The 19,535-nt window shown below is 43.1% G+C and carries 20 protein-coding genes; 12 read left to right on the forward strand and 8 right to left on the reverse strand.

The window, feature by feature from the left end; all coding sequences use genetic code 11:
• Nucleotide 1: 1 nt before the first annotated feature.
• The 4 genes from ABID99_RS26730 to ABID99_RS26745 all read right to left on the reverse strand — a co-directional run bounded on the left by ABID99_RS26730 (nt 2) and on the right by ABID99_RS26745 (nt 2,113).
• The gene (locus tag ABID99_RS26730; protein ID WP_373615659.1) at nt 2-475 is read right to left on the reverse strand and encodes an HAD domain-containing protein; all 474 of its coding nucleotides are present in this window, start codon (nt 473-475) and stop codon (nt 2-4) included.
• 16 nt (nt 476-491) lie between these two features.
• Nucleotides 492-884, reverse strand: coding sequence for a hypothetical protein (locus tag ABID99_RS26735; protein ID WP_090533501.1), 393 nt, complete (start codon nt 882-884; stop codon nt 492-494).
• A gap of 63 nt (nt 885-947) precedes the next feature.
• Nucleotides 948-1,748 carry an N-acetylmuramoyl-L-alanine amidase gene (locus tag ABID99_RS26740; protein ID WP_373615660.1) on the reverse strand — a complete coding sequence of 267 codons (801 nt, stop codon included), beginning with the start codon at nt 1,746-1,748 and terminating at the stop codon, nt 948-950.
• A gap of 209 nt (nt 1,749-1,957) precedes the next feature.
• A complete protein-coding gene (locus ABID99_RS26745; RefSeq protein ID WP_139160049.1) occupies nt 1,958-2,113 on the reverse strand; it encodes a lmo0937 family membrane protein in 156 nt (51 codons plus the stop codon).
• A 167-nt stretch (nt 2,114-2,280) separates the two neighbouring features.
• On the opposite strand from ABID99_RS26745, the gene ABID99_RS26750 reads away from it, so the two are divergent.
• Nucleotides 2,281-3,447, forward strand: a complete 1,167-nt coding sequence (locus ABID99_RS26750; protein WP_373615661.1) for a hypothetical protein — start codon at nt 2,281-2,283, stop codon at nt 3,445-3,447.
• Nucleotides 3,448-3,455: 8 nt separating this feature from the next.
• On the opposite strand, the gene ABID99_RS26755 is transcribed toward ABID99_RS26750, so the two are convergent.
• From ABID99_RS26755 to ABID99_RS26765, 3 genes are all read right to left on the reverse strand, one after another.
• Entirely contained in the window at nt 3,456-4,850 is a 1,395-nt protein-coding gene (locus tag ABID99_RS26755) for a hypothetical protein (protein WP_373615662.1), read from the reverse strand.
• Between the two features lie 234 nt (nt 4,851-5,084).
• Nucleotides 5,085-5,630 (reverse strand): ferritin-like domain-containing protein, encoded by a 546-nt coding sequence (locus ABID99_RS26760; protein ID WP_091173178.1) that lies wholly within the window; start codon nt 5,628-5,630, stop codon nt 5,085-5,087.
• Between the two features lie 242 nt (nt 5,631-5,872).
• On the reverse strand, nt 5,873-6,643 hold the full coding sequence (locus ABID99_RS26765; RefSeq protein WP_373615663.1) for a Ku protein: 771 nt from the start codon (nt 6,641-6,643) through the stop codon (nt 5,873-5,875).
• Nucleotides 6,644-6,986: 343 nt separating this feature from the next.
• Between ABID99_RS26765 and ABID99_RS26770 the strand changes: the two genes are divergently transcribed.
• Nucleotides 6,987-7,685 (forward strand): SIMPL domain-containing protein, encoded by a 699-nt coding sequence (locus tag ABID99_RS26770; RefSeq protein WP_373615664.1) that lies wholly within the window; start codon nt 6,987-6,989, stop codon nt 7,683-7,685.
• Nucleotides 7,686-7,796: 111 nt separating this feature from the next.
• Nucleotides 7,797-8,651: a neutral zinc metallopeptidase gene (locus ABID99_RS26775; protein WP_354485350.1), complete on the forward strand. Its 855-nt coding sequence runs from the start codon at nt 7,797-7,799 to the stop codon at nt 8,649-8,651.
• Nucleotides 8,652-9,503: 852 nt separating this feature from the next.
• Here ABID99_RS26775 and ABID99_RS26780 read toward each other — a convergent pair.
• The gene (locus tag ABID99_RS26780) at nt 9,504-10,445 is read right to left on the reverse strand and encodes an NADP-dependent oxidoreductase (protein ID WP_373615666.1); all 942 of its coding nucleotides are present in this window, start codon (nt 10,443-10,445) and stop codon (nt 9,504-9,506) included.
• A 678-nt stretch (nt 10,446-11,123) separates the two neighbouring features.
• Between ABID99_RS26780 and ABID99_RS26785 the strand changes: the two genes are divergently transcribed.
• The 9 genes from ABID99_RS26785 to ABID99_RS26825 all read left to right on the forward strand — a co-directional run bounded on the left by ABID99_RS26785 (nt 11,124) and on the right by ABID99_RS26825 (nt 19,343).
• A complete protein-coding gene (locus tag ABID99_RS26785) occupies nt 11,124-11,519 on the forward strand; it encodes a (deoxy)nucleoside triphosphate pyrophosphohydrolase (RefSeq protein WP_373615667.1) in 396 nt (131 codons plus the stop codon).
• A gap of 127 nt (nt 11,520-11,646) precedes the next feature.
• Nucleotides 11,647-12,255, forward strand: coding sequence for a hypothetical protein (locus ABID99_RS26790; protein ID WP_091173203.1), 609 nt, complete (start codon nt 11,647-11,649; stop codon nt 12,253-12,255).
• Complete coding sequence (locus tag ABID99_RS26795; RefSeq protein ID WP_091173207.1) at nt 12,230-13,303, forward strand: DUF262 domain-containing protein; 1,074 nt, start codon at nt 12,230-12,232, stop codon at nt 13,301-13,303. Before ABID99_RS26790 ends, ABID99_RS26795 begins: the two co-directional genes overlap by 26 nt.
• A 9-nt stretch (nt 13,304-13,312) precedes the next feature.
• Nucleotides 13,313-14,089: an HNH endonuclease gene (locus tag ABID99_RS26800; RefSeq protein WP_373615668.1), complete on the forward strand. Its 777-nt coding sequence runs from the start codon at nt 13,313-13,315 to the stop codon at nt 14,087-14,089.
• Between the two features lie 52 nt (nt 14,090-14,141).
• Complete coding sequence (locus ABID99_RS26805) at nt 14,142-14,459, forward strand: hypothetical protein (protein ID WP_373615669.1); 318 nt, start codon at nt 14,142-14,144, stop codon at nt 14,457-14,459.
• 544 nt (nt 14,460-15,003) lie between these two features.
• Complete coding sequence (locus ABID99_RS26810) at nt 15,004-15,687, forward strand: DUF6134 family protein (RefSeq protein WP_373615670.1); 684 nt, start codon at nt 15,004-15,006, stop codon at nt 15,685-15,687.
• A 23-nt stretch (nt 15,688-15,710) separates the two neighbouring features.
• Entirely contained in the window at nt 15,711-16,349 is a 639-nt protein-coding gene (locus ABID99_RS26815; RefSeq protein ID WP_373615671.1) for an RNA polymerase sigma-70 factor, read from the forward strand.
• Nucleotides 16,346-17,338: a FecR domain-containing protein gene (locus ABID99_RS26820; protein WP_373615672.1), complete on the forward strand. Its 993-nt coding sequence runs from the start codon at nt 16,346-16,348 to the stop codon at nt 17,336-17,338. Before ABID99_RS26815 ends, ABID99_RS26820 begins: the two co-directional genes overlap by 4 nt.
• A 250-nt stretch (nt 17,339-17,588) precedes the next feature.
• The gene (locus ABID99_RS26825) at nt 17,589-19,343 is read left to right on the forward strand and encodes a carboxypeptidase-like regulatory domain-containing protein (RefSeq protein WP_373615673.1); all 1,755 of its coding nucleotides are present in this window, start codon (nt 17,589-17,591) and stop codon (nt 19,341-19,343) included.
• Nucleotides 19,344-19,535 lie beyond the last annotated feature (192 nt).

Consider the following 19,535-nt stretch of genomic DNA (forward strand, 5'->3'; position numbering starts at 1 on the left):
ATTAAGAAAAAGTAAAATTCCTGTTCCTTAAAATAGAAATGGCATCTTCTGCAAGATCTTCCGTGAGCCCTACCGATGGGCTGGTTAAAACAAGGTTATGTTTTATATTTTCAGGTAATCCATTTAGCATTTTATCATCGTCGATAATCACAAACTCTTGACTCGGTTGATGTTTCTTTTTATACCATTCCAATATTTCTTCAGTACGTGTCTTTTTTAAACTATTTGTCGTCAGTCGGTGAACCTTTTTAGGGCTAATCCCTCTCGTCTTTAATAGATCTTTCCATTCGGCGACTTTATACTTCGATTTATGTGAAGTAGTTAATATTACAGAGGCATTAGTTTCCGCTATAATATGTTGAAGCGCCTTTACCGCCCTTGAATTAAATACGGGAAAGCCGTCGGGCATAAACTCAGGTTTCTTCCACGAGTTTGCTGGGACTAATACTCCATCTATATCTAATAAAATCAACATAATACAAAATTACTACTTATTCGTCATTAGATGTTATTCGTCTTAAAAATTCCAATTCTAATTTATTGTACTCCGCGTCTAATCTATTTAGGTGTTCAATTCCTGCAGCAGAATCCCAATCATTTTCATCAAACTCAATTTGGTTCCATGGGGTTTCTTTGGTTGCCGACGTTAAGTTAGTCGCCACTTGTCCCAGCTCAAAATTCATGATCAAAGAACTTAAGTATCTGTGATGCCCATCTATAATCAATTTGCCGCATATTTTTATCTCGCCAAATTTTACATGATGTTCCATCTTGCTACACATTCTTGAGATTATGGGTATAGATAATCTGGATTGCGTTGGAATAAAAGGAATATTATTAGTTGCAATAAATTCCACAATAAACTGCGGTGTGATTTTTTTCATTTTATGTGATAAAAGTTAGGTTGCTTCTAAAGCAATTTCCACTTCCTCCTTAGAGCCTGCGGGCTAATACTTCCTGTAAACATTATAAAGAATATTCAAATCCAGCTGGGTCATAACAGGTGTTTCATCCGTTTGTACAAAGTGCCGCTTAAAGGCAACAATGGCTACCGGGAGGTTACTGATATCATAACCGATCAGCTTAAGCGCGGTAGCATAATCGAAATTATCCGGCGGAAGCTCCAGCAACTCTTCTCTCCAAAACCCAAAACCTTTTTGTGCTAACAATTTCCACGGAAATAATGGCCCCGGATCGGGTTTGCGCAGTGGCGCTATATCCTGGTGCCCTATAAAATTGGCCTGCGGAATGTTGTAGGTTTTCTTTAATTGGGCCAATAAAGCCAGCAGGCTTTTTACCTGTACCTCATTAAAAGGCTCATGCCCATTATTGTCAATTTCGATGCCGATGGAGCAGCTGTTCATATCGGTAATACTGCCCCATTTGCTGATGCCGGCATGCCAGGCCCGCAGGTAATCATTAAGCATGTGGTAAGCCTTGCCGTCTTTACTTACTACATAGTGGGCGCTTACCTGTGGCTTTACCAGGGTAAAAGTATTGAGGGTTTGTTTAATCGAATCCTGGGCAGTGTAATGTATAATGACATAGTTGGGCTTGCGCAGGTTGAAATTCACGGTGCCAACCCACTCCGAAGGGATGGCGCCTCCCGCGCTGTCAACCAGCGTGGCAGGCTGCTCGCGGCTTATCACTTCAACCAATGAATCAGTTTGGGTGTGGTATACTTTATTAGTGGCAGCGAACGGTTGTACTTTAGGCGAGCATGCGCTGATGGTGGCTACAACTGCCATAAATAATAAAATGTATATATTTTTCAAACCTTGATTCTCCCCTGATTAAGAATTTCTCCCTGATGATTTAAACAAGTATACAAAAAACCTTGATCCGTTTGATTTAAAGACTTTCTGATTTTATCAGGTAATCCGCAAATCAATCGAATCAAGGTTCAGATAGCTCATCTCTTTGGAGATAGCCTGTTAGTTTTATATTTTCAGCAGCATTATATAGCTGTTGACCGCCTGATTACGCCTAACAGAAGCGCGATAATAGCTATCACCAGCAAAATGTGGATCAGGCCGCCTACCGTTGTAAAAAATACGCCGATTGCCCATCCTATTATAAGAATGACTGCAATGATATACAGGAGTGAGTTCATAATACTTTGTTTTAATTAATGATTTTCATAGATATTAGTATAATAACTGTGACCACTGAAAAGTTTTAGATTTTGTGTTTTTTAGGGGGAGATACAGCTCATTTAACGTTGTGTTTTGTAGAGATTTATTCCCGGTGTATCTTTAGGCACCTTACCTCATAAAAACGATGAAATATTTTCTGCTGCTTATCTGCCTGCTGCCTGCCGGGCTTGTGTTTGGCCAGTCGAAACTGCCGGTAATCAAAGCCACTTCTAAAAAAGTAGCCATCAATGATGGCGGATTTTTGGATAAAAATGCATGGTCGCTTTCGCCAAAAACACGACCGGACATTTATACTGCCGATAGGACCCGGGAAACTAAATGGGTTACATTTTATACCGATATCGATTCGATAAGGGTAAAGGTTAAGCCCGGCACAAGGTATAACTTCGTTGTCCTGCTTAACGGTAAGGATTCATGTTATACGCAAATAGCAAGCGCTATACCGCCGGCGGATGAACAGCAAATCAATCCCAACAAAAGCGACACCATCCCCTTTAAACTTACAGCCTATAATGCCATTGCGGTAAAGGCAGTGATGAATGATACCGACACTTTATCTCTTCACTTTGATCTAAGCTCATTTGACTTTCATTTAACAAGGGATGCCATATTAAATAAAACGAAACTGCTGCCTAACCAGGCTGATGTTTTGGCCGGTAAAGCAAAGCCGAATTTTAATGAAATGAGCAAAGCCTTGAAGCTGCAAATCGGCACATCAGTTTGGCATAACCTGGAAATGTTGCCCACAAACATAACCTCGACTGGAATGGATGGCCGTTTTGGCTGGAACCTGTTTGAGGGTAAACAGGTAGAGGTTGATTATGATAACAACCGTATCATCATCCGTAATAAAATGCCTAAAAACTTAAACGGTTATGAACGCTCGAAGATTGGTTTTATCCATTCGTTCCCATATGTTACCGGTACGTTTGAAATAGGCGGCAAAAAATATACCGGCAATTTTTCTATGGATACCGGATCCGAACAGTCATTGATCCTGGATAGTGAATGGGCTGTTAAAAATAATTTCCCCAGGGATCTTAAACTCATCAAGTCATCCACCATCAGCGATCCGCGCGGGGTAAAATATGAAATGAAGATTGTAGAAACACCACTATTCAGGCTCAATGGATTCCCTGTTAGTAATGTGCCGGCCATTATGCTGAGCAATAAAAACCCGATGGGTTTTGAAATCAACTATTTGGGGAACGGTCTTTTAAAACGGTTCAATATGATCCTCGATTTTAAGAATGATTACCTGTACCTGAAGCCTAATAAATTATCTACCTGAAATAGAATTTAGTTTCCGGCAGGTACCGCCCAGCTTTGCCCGTCTAAAACCGGGTTCACATCCATGCTCTCGTATTGAATATTGAGCTTTTGCTGGCCGCTTGTTGTGGCCTCACGGTACGGAATGGTAATACCCTGTACCGGCCGAAGATCTGATAGCATAGCGAACAGGGTTTTGTCGCCTACCTTATAGCCGTAAGCCATTAGTTGGTTTTGATTATTTATAGCAAACACGTATTCGTTGCCATTTAACCTGCATTGAACCGTATACATATCATTATCGGGGATTTTTTGTGTATTAATGACCTGCATTTGATCAAGCGATGATCTGCGTAACCCAATAACCCCGGTGTATAAAGCGGTTTTTATCTCGGCAACGTTATTGGCCGGAAGATCGGATTTGTTGCCGCTGCTCCATTGCCATCCGTTACTGCCTTCGGTTTGTTGCACCGACACAGGTTTGCCGTTTTTCCATATTTCAACGCGTACCTTGCTGTTGGGAATATCAATCAGCTCAACAACTTTTAACCCCGAAACGGAACCTGTTAACCGGGCGGTTTTCAATGCATTCAGTTTATCGCCTCCATGGGCGGTATTGGCTTTTAAAAGCAAGGTTTTTCCATTTGGCACGGCGGCATTGCTTGTATTTGCGGCGGAGTTTTCGGGAGTTTTTTTAGCCGCGGTTGATGATTTTGTATTGTTAGCGGTGGTATTGTCATCATTGTCTACAAAAAATACGCGCCCATCAACTACAGCCATACGGGTTTTACCGCCCATATCACAAAAAAAGCTGTGTAGCTCGGTATGGCCATCGGTATAGGTAAGCGTAAGTACCCCCTTGTTTATTTTGTAGGTTCCGCTGCCGTCCCGGCTGCTTGAGCTGCCACCGCCAACATTTTCGCCGGCCACAACCGAGCCCGAATAGCGCGAATTGCTAAAATGCCCCTTGCCGTCGAAATTCAATCCCTGTGTGCTTAAAGCGCCTACATAAGTTGTACCATAGGCCGCGCCGCCACCGCCCATAGCGCTGATGAACGAGTAATAGCCCGGAGGTATAATGTTCCCCTGAAGTTTAAACAGTTCATGTGCATAATTGGAAAGGCTTCCATATTTGGTTATGCCATAAACAGATGAGCTTTTAGTATATTTAAGTGTTACTTCCCCTCTAATTATGGTGTAATGCCCGCTTACGCTGGTTTGCCAGTCGGCACTGTTAAGCGAAGAATTGAAAGTACCATCAGGTCTGAATAATATAGCAACGTCAGTTCTGTTCATGCCCCCTCCAAATATCGGACTTGGCGAAAACTCGCATCCGGCATAAACGCCATCTAATTTATCCTGGGCAAAAACATTATCGTAAAAGCAAAATAAAAAGGCGAATAGTGCCAGGAGGAATTGTTTCATAGGGCGTCGGTTTTTTGTTGGTAAACCGTGTTTGCCGCTTATTGTTTGTGGAAATGCTTTAATTAATATGTAATTAACGGTTGGTGCTGCTTAATATAACGTGAAATGTCATCTCGACGAATAACGAGGAGAAATCTTGTGCGCTACGTTCATCGATTAGCGACAACACGCTCAAATAAAAAACGGCCGCGAGGAATAATTCCCCCACGACCGCTCTTAAAAAACTAATAAACGTTAAGCTTTTTCGGCTTTTGATGCCTGGTTGATACCGGCTTCGGCAATTTGAGTGAGCAGGCTATCGCAGGTTTTTTCTTCCTGCAGGGTTGAATCAAGTAATTCGGCTGCGTGGTCATAGCCCAGTACGCCGGCCAGCGTGCGGAGGGTGCCGTATGACGCTATTTCGTAGTGCTCAATTTTTTGAGCCGCCGAAATAATACCGGCATCACGGGTAATACTGCCTTTTTCGGTTTCTGATATAATTTCTTCACCTTCTTTGATGAGGCCAGCCATCGCTTCACATTTTACAGCCACGGCTTTTTGGCCAATGGAAGCAAATGCATCTTCCAAACGAATCACCTGCCGCTCGGTTTCGGCCAGGTGGCTTTCGATAGCCGAGCGTAATTCATCGGATGTTGCCGCTTTAGCCATTTTAGGCAGTGCTTTTGTAAGATGTTTTTCGGCCCAGTAAATGTCTTTTAATTCATCAATAAATAATTCATTCAGTGCCGATTCCTGCACATCATTAGTTTGTTCGGGTGTTTTTACTTTAGTAGTTGCCATGATAGATGTTTTAATGTTTTTGTGAAATAAACACTACAAACACAAAGCCAAAATTTATTCTTTTAAAAATAAAATTAATTATTAGGATAATTTATTGGAGAGTAAGTATGGTGTTTTATCTCTAAAAGAATAAATTTTGAAACAAGTACAATTATGAGTTCTGAAAACAACACATGTTGACTCTTTTTGAGGAATAATTCAATTACAGACTTAAAACTTTCAACTCCATACTTCCGGTTTCATTAAGCCCCTTTCTTGCTTTTTAAACTGGCCATCAGTTGGTCGTACAAATCGTCACTACCTGTTTTACGGGGTTTAAGCTTTTTAACTTTGGCGCGTTTACCTTTTGATTTGGCCTCGATGATCCTGAGCAGCTCATCATTATACTCGTCTTTAAATTTGGACACATCAAAATCTTCGGCGTACTGGTTGATCAGGGTGAGGCCCATATCCAGTTCCTTTTTACTTACCTCAATTTTATCGGGCAGGTTAAGATCTTCCGTACCACGAATTTCCTGTCCAAAACGGATGCGGGTTACCACCAGTACATTTTTAAGCGGGTGAACGATGCAAAGGCTTTCGGTACTGCGCAGCACAAAACGGGCCAGCCCTGCTTTTTTTGATTGCGTAAGTGCCTGGATAAGCAGGGCATAGGCTTTGTTGTTTTTGGTGTCGGGCTCGGTGTAGTATGATGTTTCGTAAAACATGGGGTTTACGTCGGCAATGTCCACAAAACTTTCAATTTCAATTACCTTGCTTTTTTCGGGCGCTGCATCTTCAAAGTCCTGTTCGTCCATGATCACGTAATCTTCATCAAGCTTATAGCCTTTTACAATTTTATCGTAAGGGACTTCCTTGTGGGTATTTTCGTTTACCCGCTGAAAACGGATGCGTGCATGATCACGGCTATCCAGCATATCAAAATCAAGCGAACTGGTTTGTACTGCCGAATATAATTTAACGGGGATGCTCACCAACCCAAAACCTATCGAACCTTTCCATATCGATCTCATAACCAAATAAATTAGTGCGTTGTAGTATAACTATTAAAAAGGTAAAGGGTTTGAAGGGAGGGGCGATATATCAAAAGTGGGGGCTGCTTGATTCCTTCCCAGGGGAAGGTGTAGGAAGGGATTTCTTTAAACTGTTTTTATTAACGCAAAGCGAAGAAACCCTTCCCTGCAACCGCGCATTTCAACGTGCCCCCCAGGGAGGGAATTAACTTCACCCCTCAAACAAAACCACCCGCCGGTTTATTTACAAGCATACCAGTGGCTTAGCAATTAATTGTAGCCTTACTGTTACACATTAAACTAAACATACGTTACCTTAGTCATAACATCAAATAAAATACACATGAAAAAGCTATTTATCCTTGCCGCACTATTAGCAACTACCATTGGCGCATTTGCCCAAAACGTTGACCTTAGGCGTAAAATTGAAGTTACCGGCATTGCCGAGCAGGAGGTTACTCCTGATATTATAAACATAACCATATCACTACAGGAATACATGGATGGCAAAAAGCACATTGCCATTAACGATCTGGAAGACCAGCTGGAAAAAGCCGTTAAAGATGCCGGCATTCCATCGTCAGATTTTACGGTGAACAATGTATCAGCCTGGAACAATACCTATCAAAAGAAAAAAGCACCCGACTTTTTGGCCAGCAAACAATACGGCCTGCGTGTGCGCGACCTGAACAAGTTTAACCAGATCATGTCGAAAATTGATCCTAAGGGTATCCAATCAACCAATATTGAAAGCTACGACTATTCAAAAATGGCCGATTTAAAGCGCGACCTTAAAATCAAAGCCCTGTTGGCCGCACGCGATAAAGCAACTTACCTGTTGGCTGCCCTTGGTGAAAAGCTGGGCGGCGCTATCAATATTACCGAAAGCGATAACAGCAGCTTCCCGCAGCCGCGCATGTATGCCGCCAATATGATGACATTCAAAGCTTCGGCAGATAGCAATGTTGGCGATTCGGATATCAGTTTCAAAAACATCAAACTAAGTTTCCAGATCCAGGCCGTATTTGAGATTGTAAAATAATCGGCTCGTACCCTCAAGGGGGTTGAAAAAACTTTAGGTCTCGTTCAAACAAACGAGGCCTTTTTTTATTATTGTGCTTAGGGGCTCCCCCTTTAGGGGGCCGGGGGGCATATGCAATGGTTTGGCAGACGCGAAAGCGATAACGTAGATGATGAACGCGGTGGTGGTGGCGGCGGCAGATTAGCCATTGGCGGTGGCGTACTTGGTATTATAGCGGCCGCTATTTATTTTTTTACCGGGGTCGATCCTTCGGCGTTGTTTAACCAGGTAGCAACCAATCAGCCGGCCCGGCAGGAGCAAACCGTTAATAACGGCCCCGAAGATGAGGGCAAGAAATTTGTGCGCGTGGTTTTGGCCGATACCGAAGATATCTGGACGAAGCTGTTTAATGATATGGGTAAAACCTATGAAAAACCGAGATTGACTTTATTTAGGGATTATACTAAATCGGCTTGCGGTATGGCGAGTTCGGCAAGCGGCCCGTTTTATTGCCCCGGCGATTCGCGGGTATATATTGATCTTTCCTTTTACGATGAGTTGAAGAACCGTTTCGGTGCCGCCGGCGATTTTGCGCAGGCCTATGTGATAGCGCATGAGGTTGGCCATCATGTGCAAAACCTGTTGGGGATCTCCCAAAAAATGGATCAGGCACGGTCGCGATTGAGCGAACGCGCATACAACAAGCTTTCTGTAAAACTGGAGCTGCAGGCCGACTTTTATGCCGGCGTTTGGGCACATTACGAAAAAACCATGAAAAACGTGCTTGATAAAGGTGACATTGAAGAAGCCCTGAACGCGGCCAACGCCATAGGTGACGACCGATTACAAAAACAAGCACAGGGCCATGTAGAGCCCGATAGTTTTACCCATGGCACCAGCGCCCAACGGATGTACTGGTTTAAAAAAGGTTTCGACACCGGGGATATTAACCAGGGAGATACTTTTGGCAATGGGGACCTGGATTGATTGGTTCATTTGTTCAGTAGTTCATTGGTGGGAGGGCGTTGAGGTTAGGAAAGGGCTTTAGTGGTTTATAACTTACATCGTCGCCCTCTTGGCCGGGCGGGGGCCAGTTACTTTTTCCTTGATGAAAAAGTAACCAAGAAATCAAGACAAAAAAATGCTTCTCCCCGCAGGCCATACTCCCAGGCCCGCTTTTTTGTCGGGCCGACGCACTTTTGTTTTGGGCTTGATAACAATATGTCATTGCGAGGAGCAGCAGGGGAATGAGTCCAGGCGCGACGAGGCAATCGCATACTATACAGAGCGGCCATGCTTCCGTGCGGTTGCCGCGCTGCGCTCGCAATGACATGATGTTGTGCATGATGGCGTCCTTAATTTCTTGTCTCTTGATTCTAACAGTCCTGCTTCTTTTCCCCCTCCCGTCAGCAGGTAAGCTTCGGGCGAAAGCGGGCAGAACAATGGTGGCCTTGTGCGGCTGCAGGGGCATAGCAAGTTTTTGCAGAAGCGAAGGCCATGAGCGGGCGAAGCAGGGCAAAATAATTGCAGCCCGTGGTTCTGCCCGGTTTGCAGGGTAAAGGCAGGAAAGGCAAGCGGGCGAAGGCTGTGCGGCAAAGAAGCCTTCCTGCCGACTTGACTTTTTGGTTGCTTTTGTGTCAAGACAGACGGCGAAGCCCTCTTGAGCACCTTAAAAAAACAAACAACAGCGAAAAACGTAACAGCCAACCCGCGGCGATTGAGCGGGCCGATGTTAGTTAAATACAACTACGGTTTTTTAAAAGAGCAATAGCGGACTTGACGCCCGGCTCTGTACAGCAAGCGGTTGCCACGCTATCGCTCGCAATGACATATTTTTATTTAAAACGTCAGCACCACCTTACCAACCGTCCTCCCTCTTTCCAGCTGCAAATGCGCCTCAGCCATTTGCTCAAACGGAAATACTTTGGATACGTGCGATTTAATAATCCCTTTTTGCAGCAAACCGGCAATGGTGCTCATGTTTTCGGCATTGGGTTTTACCCGGGTGTTGTGGCCATTAATGCCCAGTGCATTGGCTTTGGGCGTAACAGTTTCGTTCATGCCGGAGACGATGCTTATAATAGTGCCGCCTTTTTTCATCACCTGCAGCGAGCGGTCAATGTATTCGCCGCCAATGGTGTCAAGCACAAAATCGATATCGCCGGTAGCGGTTTCAAAGGGCTGTGCCTTATAGTCGATATGCTCATCGGCACCCAGGCCCAACACAAAATCGCGGTTGGCAGCCGAAGAAGTGGCGATAACATAGGCGCCCAAATGTTTGGCTATCTGCACGGCATAATGACCAACCCCGCCTGATGCGGCGTGGATCAGTACCCGGTCGCCGGGTTTAACAGGTGCATTGGTGTGGAAAGCCTGCCAGGCAGTAAGCGCGGCAAGTGTAGCCGCCGCTGCCTCCTCATGACTGACGCCGGCAGGTTTCAGTGCAAGTTCATCGGCTTTAGCCTTAACATATTCGGCATAGGCTTTTCCGCTTTGAGGGAAAGCGATCATGGCGAAAACCTCGTCGCCGGGTTTAAAGCCGGTAACATCCGCGCCCACTTCGGTGATCTCGCCCGAAATGTCCCAGCCCAATATAATCGGCGACTCGTCCTTAATAAGCCCGGCAACGCCTTTCCCCGAGCGGGTTTTAACATCCACGGGGTTTATGCTGATGGCTTTCAGTTTCACCAGTACTTCATCGGCAGCTATGGTTGGTACAGGTATTTCGGCAGGCACCAGGTTTTCAACCCCGCCAAAGTCTTTTAAAATTATTGCTTTCATATTTCGATGTATTCATTTGATACCAAAGTTATACCATGGTAAATAAAATATATGGTATAAACGGGGAATATAATTTAGTGTTTTGGGGCATACATCCTAAGCTCCATATTTTAGTTCTGGTTTTGTGGGGTGGAAAAGGACGTGGTAAATTGGTATACATCATTATGTTTAAACCTTGTTGTAACTAACAAACATCGTCGACCTCCTGGCTGGGCGAGGGCCATTAACCTAAGAGATTAATTTAGCACATGCGCTTTAAAATCCCCTCTTGAGAGGGGGCGTAGTGGGAAAGAGCGGGAGCAGGGGTGTGTTATACAAGCGATAAGCTGCACGTAGAATAACACACCCCTCCACCCCTCTCAAGAGGGGAGTCGCACATTCCCTGCTTTTGAAGAGTTTTTCGTTAAGTTAACGGCTATGTTGGCCGGACGGAGTACTTTACTTTACCTTAGATGCAATTAACCAAACATCAAGACAAAAAAATGCTTCCACCCGCAAGGCTATACTCCCAGGCCCGCTTTTTTGTCGGACCGGCGCGTTTTTGTTTAGGGCTTGATAACAATATGTCATGGTTCTTATCTTACTTCTTGACTCTTACCGTCTTGCTTCTTTCCTTCTACTGTCTTGCTTCTTCACATTGTCGTCTTGTTTCTTTCCCCAAACTCTTATCTTAGAAACGTGATCAAAGTAACATGCGCTATTATTGTTAATGCCGACGGACTTGTCTTCGCTGCCCAGCGAAGCGCCACCATGAGTCTACCGTTAAAATGGGAGTTCCCCGGCGGTAAAATTGAACCCGGCGAAACCGCCGGCGCCTGCCTCATCCGCGAGATTAAGGAAGAGCTTCATGTGGATGTGGAAATAGTAGCCTCTTTGCCGGCCAACACACACCCATATCCTAACGTTACCATACAGCTAATTCCCTTTGTTTGTAGGATTACTTCGGGGCAAATTGTGTTAAAAGAGCATCTTGATTTTAAGTGGCTGCATAAAGATGAATTATTAGCTTTGGATTGGGCGGAGGCGGATGTGGCCGTGGTTGAATATTATATAGAATACAATAATATTAACTAATTTATCTTAAGAGATAATGCAAAACACATAATTCTATTGTGCCTATAGTCCCAACACATTTTTTTGATATTAGAATTAACTGATAATACTTATTGTTATATTGGCGAAATAACCGCCAACCTCAATTATGCGTGCTATTGATGGAATTAAATCCAGCATAAGAAATAAAGATCACATAAATGCTATAGCAAGAAAGCTATATTTATCTCATTATACGGAGATTTTTAAAGATAATGGAGACAAGGAGTTTTATATTAAAGATAAAATTGCTGCAGAATTCGACGTTCCATTTTCAAGCATTGCAGTTTCAGGATCAAGTAAAACTGGAATAAGTTTTTTTAAAGAGAAGTTATTTGTTCCAGGAGACTCGGATTTAGACATTGCTATCATTAGCCTTCCATTATTCAACAGATTTTCAGAAGTTGTTAACGATGTGTCAAAAGGTTACAGTGATTTTTCTGCCTTTCCTCTATACAGAGGCCGCTCCTCAATGAACCAGTTTAAATTTAACTTTATGAGAGGATATATTAATCCAGTCTTTATGCCGGATTGCGATTATAAGTATTGGCTCATCGATTTTTTCAATTCACTGTCGAACGAGCATTTTGATTTGTTCAAAAACATAACCGGTTGTATTTATGCTTCAGAATACTTTTTTGAATTTAAACAAGCTGAAAGCATTGAACTATATTTAAGAAATACAGAAAAATATGATAAAATATCAAGTAAGGTCTAAAGAGCTTATAGACGTTGTAAACGAAATTAAAAGCAGGAGACTTATAATGTCACCTTACTTTCAACGTAATTTAGTATGGCGACAAATTCATAAGATTGATTTTATAAAAACAATTTTATTAGGGTATCCTTTCCCCCAAATTTTTATCGCCAAAGGAAGCATTGATTTAAATACAATGTCCACAACTTCATGTATTGTTGACGGTCAACAAAGAATGAATGCAATTATCGAATATGTGAAAGGGGAATTTAAAGTTGAAGGCAAGACCTTTGGTGAGTTGGATCCAAATATAAAGGAAGCTTTTCTTAAATACCAAGTTCCAATTATTGATTTAGACATTAACAATGATGCACCCGAAATAATAGAAATATTTCAGAGATTAAACAGAACTTTTTACTCATTATCGGCAATTGAAAAGTTATCTACTGAATATGCTCCTTCTGAATTCATGTTGCTTGCGAAACTGCTCACAAACGAGATAAAGTTTAATAAGGACGATGAAGATGATGACATTGATATTCCGCTTCAATTTGACCCAACAATACCGAATTCATTCATTGAATGGTCTAAAAGTGTAAAAGTTAAACACTATAATGAGTTAATTCTAAACGAGGGGATTTTCACTCCTTATGAATTGACGAGACAAGTGCATTTGATGTTTACGTTAAATATACTTGCTACCTTTACTGGTGATTTTTATAACAGAAACGAGTTTGTCACAAGGTATTTAAATGAATATTCCGAATCTTATGAAAAGAAAAACCTTGCTTTAGAATGTCTCGAACGAGCAGCAAATAAAATACTAAAGCTTAAACTGAAGAAAAAATCTTATTGGCTAAATAAGGCCAACGCTTTTTCTTTAATTAGCTTATTTGCAAAAAACATCGATGTTGTTGAAAAACTCGATGAAAAATCACTGAAAGAAAAACTGGATAATTTCGAAAATAATACGCCGGCTGACTATAAATTGGCGGCAAAAGAAGCTGTTAATAATAAAAGAGAAAGATTATTACGAAACCAATATCTTAAGTCAATTCTTCTCGAATAATTTTTAACCATGAAACAAGGCCAAACACTCTGGACAAAAGATGAGCTAACATTAGCCATCAACCTGTACACCAAATTGCTATTTGGCCAAATTCATCAAGGCAATCCTTTAATTATAGAACTTGCCGGTTTAATAGGCAGAACGCCGGGCTCGGTGGCTTTAAAGTTGGTGAACTTCGCAAGTTTAGATCCTGTTTTAAAACAGCGGAGTATTAAAGGCATGAGTAATGCCAGTAAGCTGGACAAGGAGGTTTGGGACGAGTACATGCACCGCTGGGATGAAAAATATATGGAAGGTGAAGTATTGCTGGCCCAAAAGAAGCATACAACTGTAGAGAAGTTATATGCCATTAACCTTGATGAATACAAGGAAAGTGAAGGGCGGGAAGTTACACGGTCGGTTAAGGTGCGTTTAAATCAATCTATTTTCAGGGGAGCGGTACTTTCCAATTATAATAACCAATGTTGTATTACCGGCATCGCCATTCCAAGCTTGTTGGTCGCAAGTCACATAGCACCGTGGAGTAAAGACGAGGGCAATCGCCTTAACCCGCAAAATGGTTTCGCCTTAAACGCGCTGCATGATAAAGCTTTTGATAGGCACATGATAACCGTTACAGAAGATTTTAGGATCAAAGTTTCTCCCAAGTTTTATACTCAAAAAAACACACCGGCTATCAAACAAAACTTTATCGATATAGATGGCAAGCCGCTCCTTGAACCCAAGAAGTTTTATCCCAAAGCGGAGTTTTTAAAATTGCATAACGAGATCTTCGCAAGTCTGTAAAAGTTCACTTATCTCCGATTGACAAACACCCACATTCGGTATACCTTGCCGGATGCCCAACATCAAGTTCTACTACCTCTACCGTGATGGCGGTAGCTACAAAAACTTCAACAGTATTGTATTTGATAACCCGCAAAATATTGAGCTATCTGCATTGGAAGATTTAATCCGCTCGAAACTCATATCCCACCACTGGTTTTATGCAGATCAGTGGCAACTGCCCGACCTTCATTTCGGCACCTGGGATGATGAACTTGATCATTCCTTTCATGAATTTGGAAGTGTGGAGTATACAAATGAGGCAGCCGATAGTGGGATGGATTTGGCTTCGTTTATGTACATTCTTCAAACGGTTGCAAATATCACATAGCCGCTAATCATTTTCAGCAAAATGGTTATTATAAAATAACTCTTAAACCTCGCCCAAATGGTGGCACTATATTGTCAGCATCCCAATCAGTCGACACCACCTAAAGCCATTTTCGTTAAAAAACATCAAAAAATTACCGAAAAAAATCCCTCTGCCGGCGCTGCCTCAATTAAGGTTATATTTTACTCCTAAAAGTTTTAGTAATTGATTATCAATGTTTTACCATTGTTTCAGTCGAAATATTAATTATTTGATTATCAGTGTGTTTCATAAAAAAGATGTTCTGCGTTTTCACACTCAAAAAATGGGACACGCTTATTTTCGCAAAAACGGGCGGTGTGCTTTTTTCATTTTTTCGTGGGGAATCAAAAAATTGGGACCCCCGTTTTTTTACATATATTTGAAATTATATAATGCATATAGGCATAGTAGTAATTTAACTAATCGAACAAAATAATGCAAAGGCATAGGGGTAAAAGTTTAGAGTGTTGTAATAAAGTAAACGCGTTAAAAGCTTTATTCAATCACTTTAATATGACAACCCATGATACCCGCTTTAATAATTTGGTTATTTAAAAAATATATCCGGCCTGCCCTCCAAAATAAAACTTTCCCAACCTTCAATATCTTCGGTCCGCTAAAATGGGCGGCTATGGTGGTGGCCTTGCTGTGCCTCGCTGTGGGCGCCCTGGCACAGGAACAAACGGTTAAATACAATGTGCTGCACAGCGGCAAGGTGGTTGGCCACATGAACCTGTATCAAAAGCGCCAGGGTGATGAGCTGTACCTCAAAATGATCTCCGAAGTAAAAATGCGCTTCATTTTTAGCATTAAGGTGGAGATCCAGGAGGAGAGCACTTTTAATAATGGCAAGCTCATGAGTTCGCAGGTGTGCAGAAATGTCAATGGTTCAGAAAAATGCAACCGCCAAACCAAAGCTGTTGCCTCAGGCTACCAAACCATCGCCGAAGGCAAATGCGGCAAAACGGTTGATCAAAAACAAATAGCCGCCAACCTCATGCTGCTGTACTGCCATGAACCGGCCGACCAGTCGCAGGTGTACTCCGATAACTTTCAGCAGTTTTTGCAGGTTAAACAGGTGAGCCCGCATGTGTACCACATCGATCTGCCCGATGGTAATTACAATTTTTACAGCTATACCAATGGGGTGTGCAGCAAAGTGGATATCCATCATTCGTTATACACCATCCAGATCCAACTGGCCTGATTTATTTTTAACATTTGGGAGCTATGAATTTAACGGCCAAACAAGCTATCTTTAGCGCTAACATCTACACCTTAAAAGTGGAATACAGCGATAGCACGGCCATTGGTTTAATTAAAAAAGGAAGCCAGAAAGCTTTTGAGCGGCTTTTTAAAGATCACTTTAAAAGTCTGCACGCCTATGCCTACACTTTTTTAAAGGATGATGAAATGGCCGAAGAGGTAGTACAAAACGTATTTTGCCGCATTTGGGAAAAACGCGATCAGCTAAAAACCGAGGGCAGTATCAAGGCCTACCTGTACCGCTCTGTACATAACGAAAGCCTGAATTATTTGAAACATCAGAAGGTACGCGCCAATTTCGGCGTTTATTATGCCGATGAAATGGAACAGGTTGGCAGCGATGAACTGGCCTCAAAAAAACTGCTCACGGCCGAGCTGCAGAAGCACATTGAAAAAGCCCTGAGCGAACTGCCCGAGCAATGCCGTATCATTTTTCAGCTGAGCAGGTTTGAGCAGTTGAAATACCAGCAAATTGCCGATCATATGGGTTTATCGATCAAAACCGTCGAAAACCAGATGGGCAAGGCGCTGCGGGTAATGCGCCAAAAACTGGCCGAGTTTTTACCCATTGTTTTATTGTTACTAATTAATTGGTTTGTATGAGCTATACCGGTATGCCCATAGATGATGATTTGCTGGTGAAATACCTGGTTGGCGAAGCTACGCCCGCCGAGGTGGAGGCTATACAGAACTGGATTGCCGCTTCGCCTGCTAACAGGCTGGAATATGATAATTTTAAACTGATCTGGGATGAGAGCCGGCAAATTGCTTCAACTAAGACTTTGGATGAAGATGCGGCTTATCTCCGGCTGCAGAAAAGGCTGAATAGTGCTGCCCCAATTACAACCCAACCGGCGCGGGTTCGCAAAATGAAAACCAGCTGGTGGGTGGGTATAGCTGCATCATTACTGTTGATTTGTACTGTAGCCTGGTTAACTATCAGCCATTATTACGATAACCGAAACATCGCTTTTATTAAAATAGAGAGCGAAGCTAAAACCCGCGCGCAAACCCTGCCCGATGGTTCGGTAGTTACGCTGAACAGTCATAGCACGCTTATTTACCCCGAAAAATTTACCGGCAAGATTCGCCCGGTGACTATGCTGGGCGAAGCGTTTTTTAAAGTAACGCCCGATAAAACAAAACCTTTTATAATTAGGGTGAACGGTGTAACGGTTAGGGTGGTTGGCACGTCATTCAATGTAAAGAGCCGCGATGACAAAACACAGGTTATTGTTGAAACGGGCATTGTTAACGTAAGCGAAAAGAAAAAAAGCGTAAACCTCAATCCCGGCGAAAAGGTATTGGTTACCGGTAAGGATGGCCTGCAGGCTAAGGAAAGCATCAAAGGGCGTTTATATAACTACTATGCAACCCACGAACTGGTTTGCGATGAAACCCCGCTAAATGAGTTGGTTGGCTCATTAAATGAAGTGTACGGGGCTCACATAGTTATCGGCAATAAAGCCATTGCCAACCTGCCCATCACCACGGTGTTTAAAGATCAGTCGTTAGATCAGGTGCTGCTGGTGATCTCCGAAACGTTCAAGATCAAAGTGGAGCGCGGGAAAAAGGGGATTGTGTTGAAGTAAAATATTGTATATGGTGCGCTGTCATGCTGAGTGATTTAAATCCGGGGCCTCTGAAGGTGAAATGACAAAGAGGGCCTGTCAGTCTGAGCCTGTCGAAGACTCGTGCGCAGAGGCCTGCCCGCCATACTTCGACAGGCTCAGCATGACAGCCCGTTGGAAGCCGTCAAGGCAATGATGTGGTGGAATAATTGCTGCGGGATTCCACGCTTCACTCGCAATGACATAACTTAATATACACGTTAGATTTTTTATGTTGTATAAACTACATCGTTACCTAAACTATACCATCTGCCTGCTGCTCCTTACAGCCTTAACCGCTCATGCCGATTCCATCCTTTCCAAAAACATATCCGTCCATGTAACCGAAATGCGACTGGGCACGGTGCTTAAAACCATCGAACAAAAAGGCAACTTCTACTTTTCGTACAACAGCAACATTGTAAAAACCGATAGCCTGGTTACCATTAATGCTGATAACTGGACAATTAAAGAAGTGCTTGACCACATGCTCCGCTACCGCTTTGAGTACCGCGAATCGAAGAATTTTATTATCCTGAGATATGCACCCCTCCAACTCACCATAGTTACCGACAAGGCGGCTACCGAGGGCGACAATTACAACATCAGCGGTACCGTAACCGACGAGCGAACCGGTCATAACCTGCCCAATGCCAGTGTATACTCGCACGAACAATTGCAATCGGTATTGACCGACAAGGAGGGCCATTTTGATATGACCGTCCGCAACGAAGGCCAGCCGATCACCATAACAATAAGCAAAGAGTTTTATAAGGATACTACGGTTACTTTTTTAGCAGATGTTAACGTAAGAAGCACCGACACCACCCTGAAGAAAAAACGCAGCCTGCTGGGGTATATCCTTAGTGACGATTATTCGGGTGTCGAAAATACTTCGCTGGGCAGGTTGTTCCTCTCCACCAAGCAACAGATCCAGGCGGCCAACCTCGGCGGGTTAATTGCACAGGCCCCTTTCCAGGCTTCGGCCATACCGGGCGTAAGCACTCACGGCAGCTTCAGCGGACAGGTAGTAAATGTGGTTTCTCTCAACGCCGTAGGCGGCTATAATGCCGGGGTTGATGGCTTTGAAATGGGCATTATTTTCAATTTAGATAAAGGCGACGTTGGCGCGGTACAAATAGCTGGGATCTTTAATGTGGTGGGCGGCTCAGTAAATGGCATTCAGCTTGGCGGCTTGTACAATAACGTGCTGGGTAACGTGCGGGGCATTCAGCTGGCCCTGCTCCATAACAGCGTAAAACAAAACATGAATGGTTTGCAGCTGTCAGCCCTTTACAACCATACCCGCGGATCAGTCAGGGGCATTCAGTTAGGGGCGATAGGCAATATTGCAGGCAAAAATTCCGACGCGTTACAACTGGGTGGGATTGGTAATATAGCACAGCAAAAGTTTGGCGGCTTGCAGGTGGCGGGATTGTTTAACTATGCCAAACATCTCACCGGTGTTCAACTGGCGCTGGTAAACATAGCCGATACTTCTTCGGGATTTAGTATCGGGCTGTTGAATATTATCAACAGCGGTTACCATAAGCTCGCTATCTCCACTAACGAAACTCAAAATATCAACCTCGCCTTTAAAAATGGCAACGGCAAACTGTACACCATTTGGCAGGGTGGTATGCGGGTTGATGACAACAGTAAATTATATTCATTTGGTTTGGGTTTCGGGCGGGAGTTTGGACTGGGGCAGCACCTGGCTATCAACACCGAAATTGGTTCAAGTTACCTGTACCAGGGCACCTGGTTAAAAACCAATCAGCTTAACAAGTTCAACCTTGATTTTACTTATAAAGTAAGCCGGAAGTTTTCAATTTTCGCAGGGCCTTCGTTAAATTTTCTTTATTCAGATCAGCGTACGCCCGTTGATGGTTATGCTTATGTGCGGGACCTGCACCATTCTTTTATCCGTGATAAAAGGAACTGGAGCGGGTGGGTTGGATGGAGTTTTGGGGTTAATTTGTTTTAAGGTGTGTTGGCTGGTAACAGGCCTCAGTTGTATTTGACCAACATTGGCCCGCTCAATCGCCGATGGGAAGGGGTAGAAGTAAGACAGTAAGGGGAAAGAAGCAAGACAGTAAGGGGAAAGAAGCAAGGCGGTAAGAGTCAAGAAATAAGATGAAGACGTTGGGTTTAATAAGGGGAAAAAGTTATTATAATC

This window comes from Mucilaginibacter sp. OAE612, from assembly GCF_041806395.1.
GTDB classification, from domain to species: domain Bacteria; phylum Bacteroidota; class Bacteroidia; order Sphingobacteriales; family Sphingobacteriaceae; genus Mucilaginibacter; species Mucilaginibacter rubeus.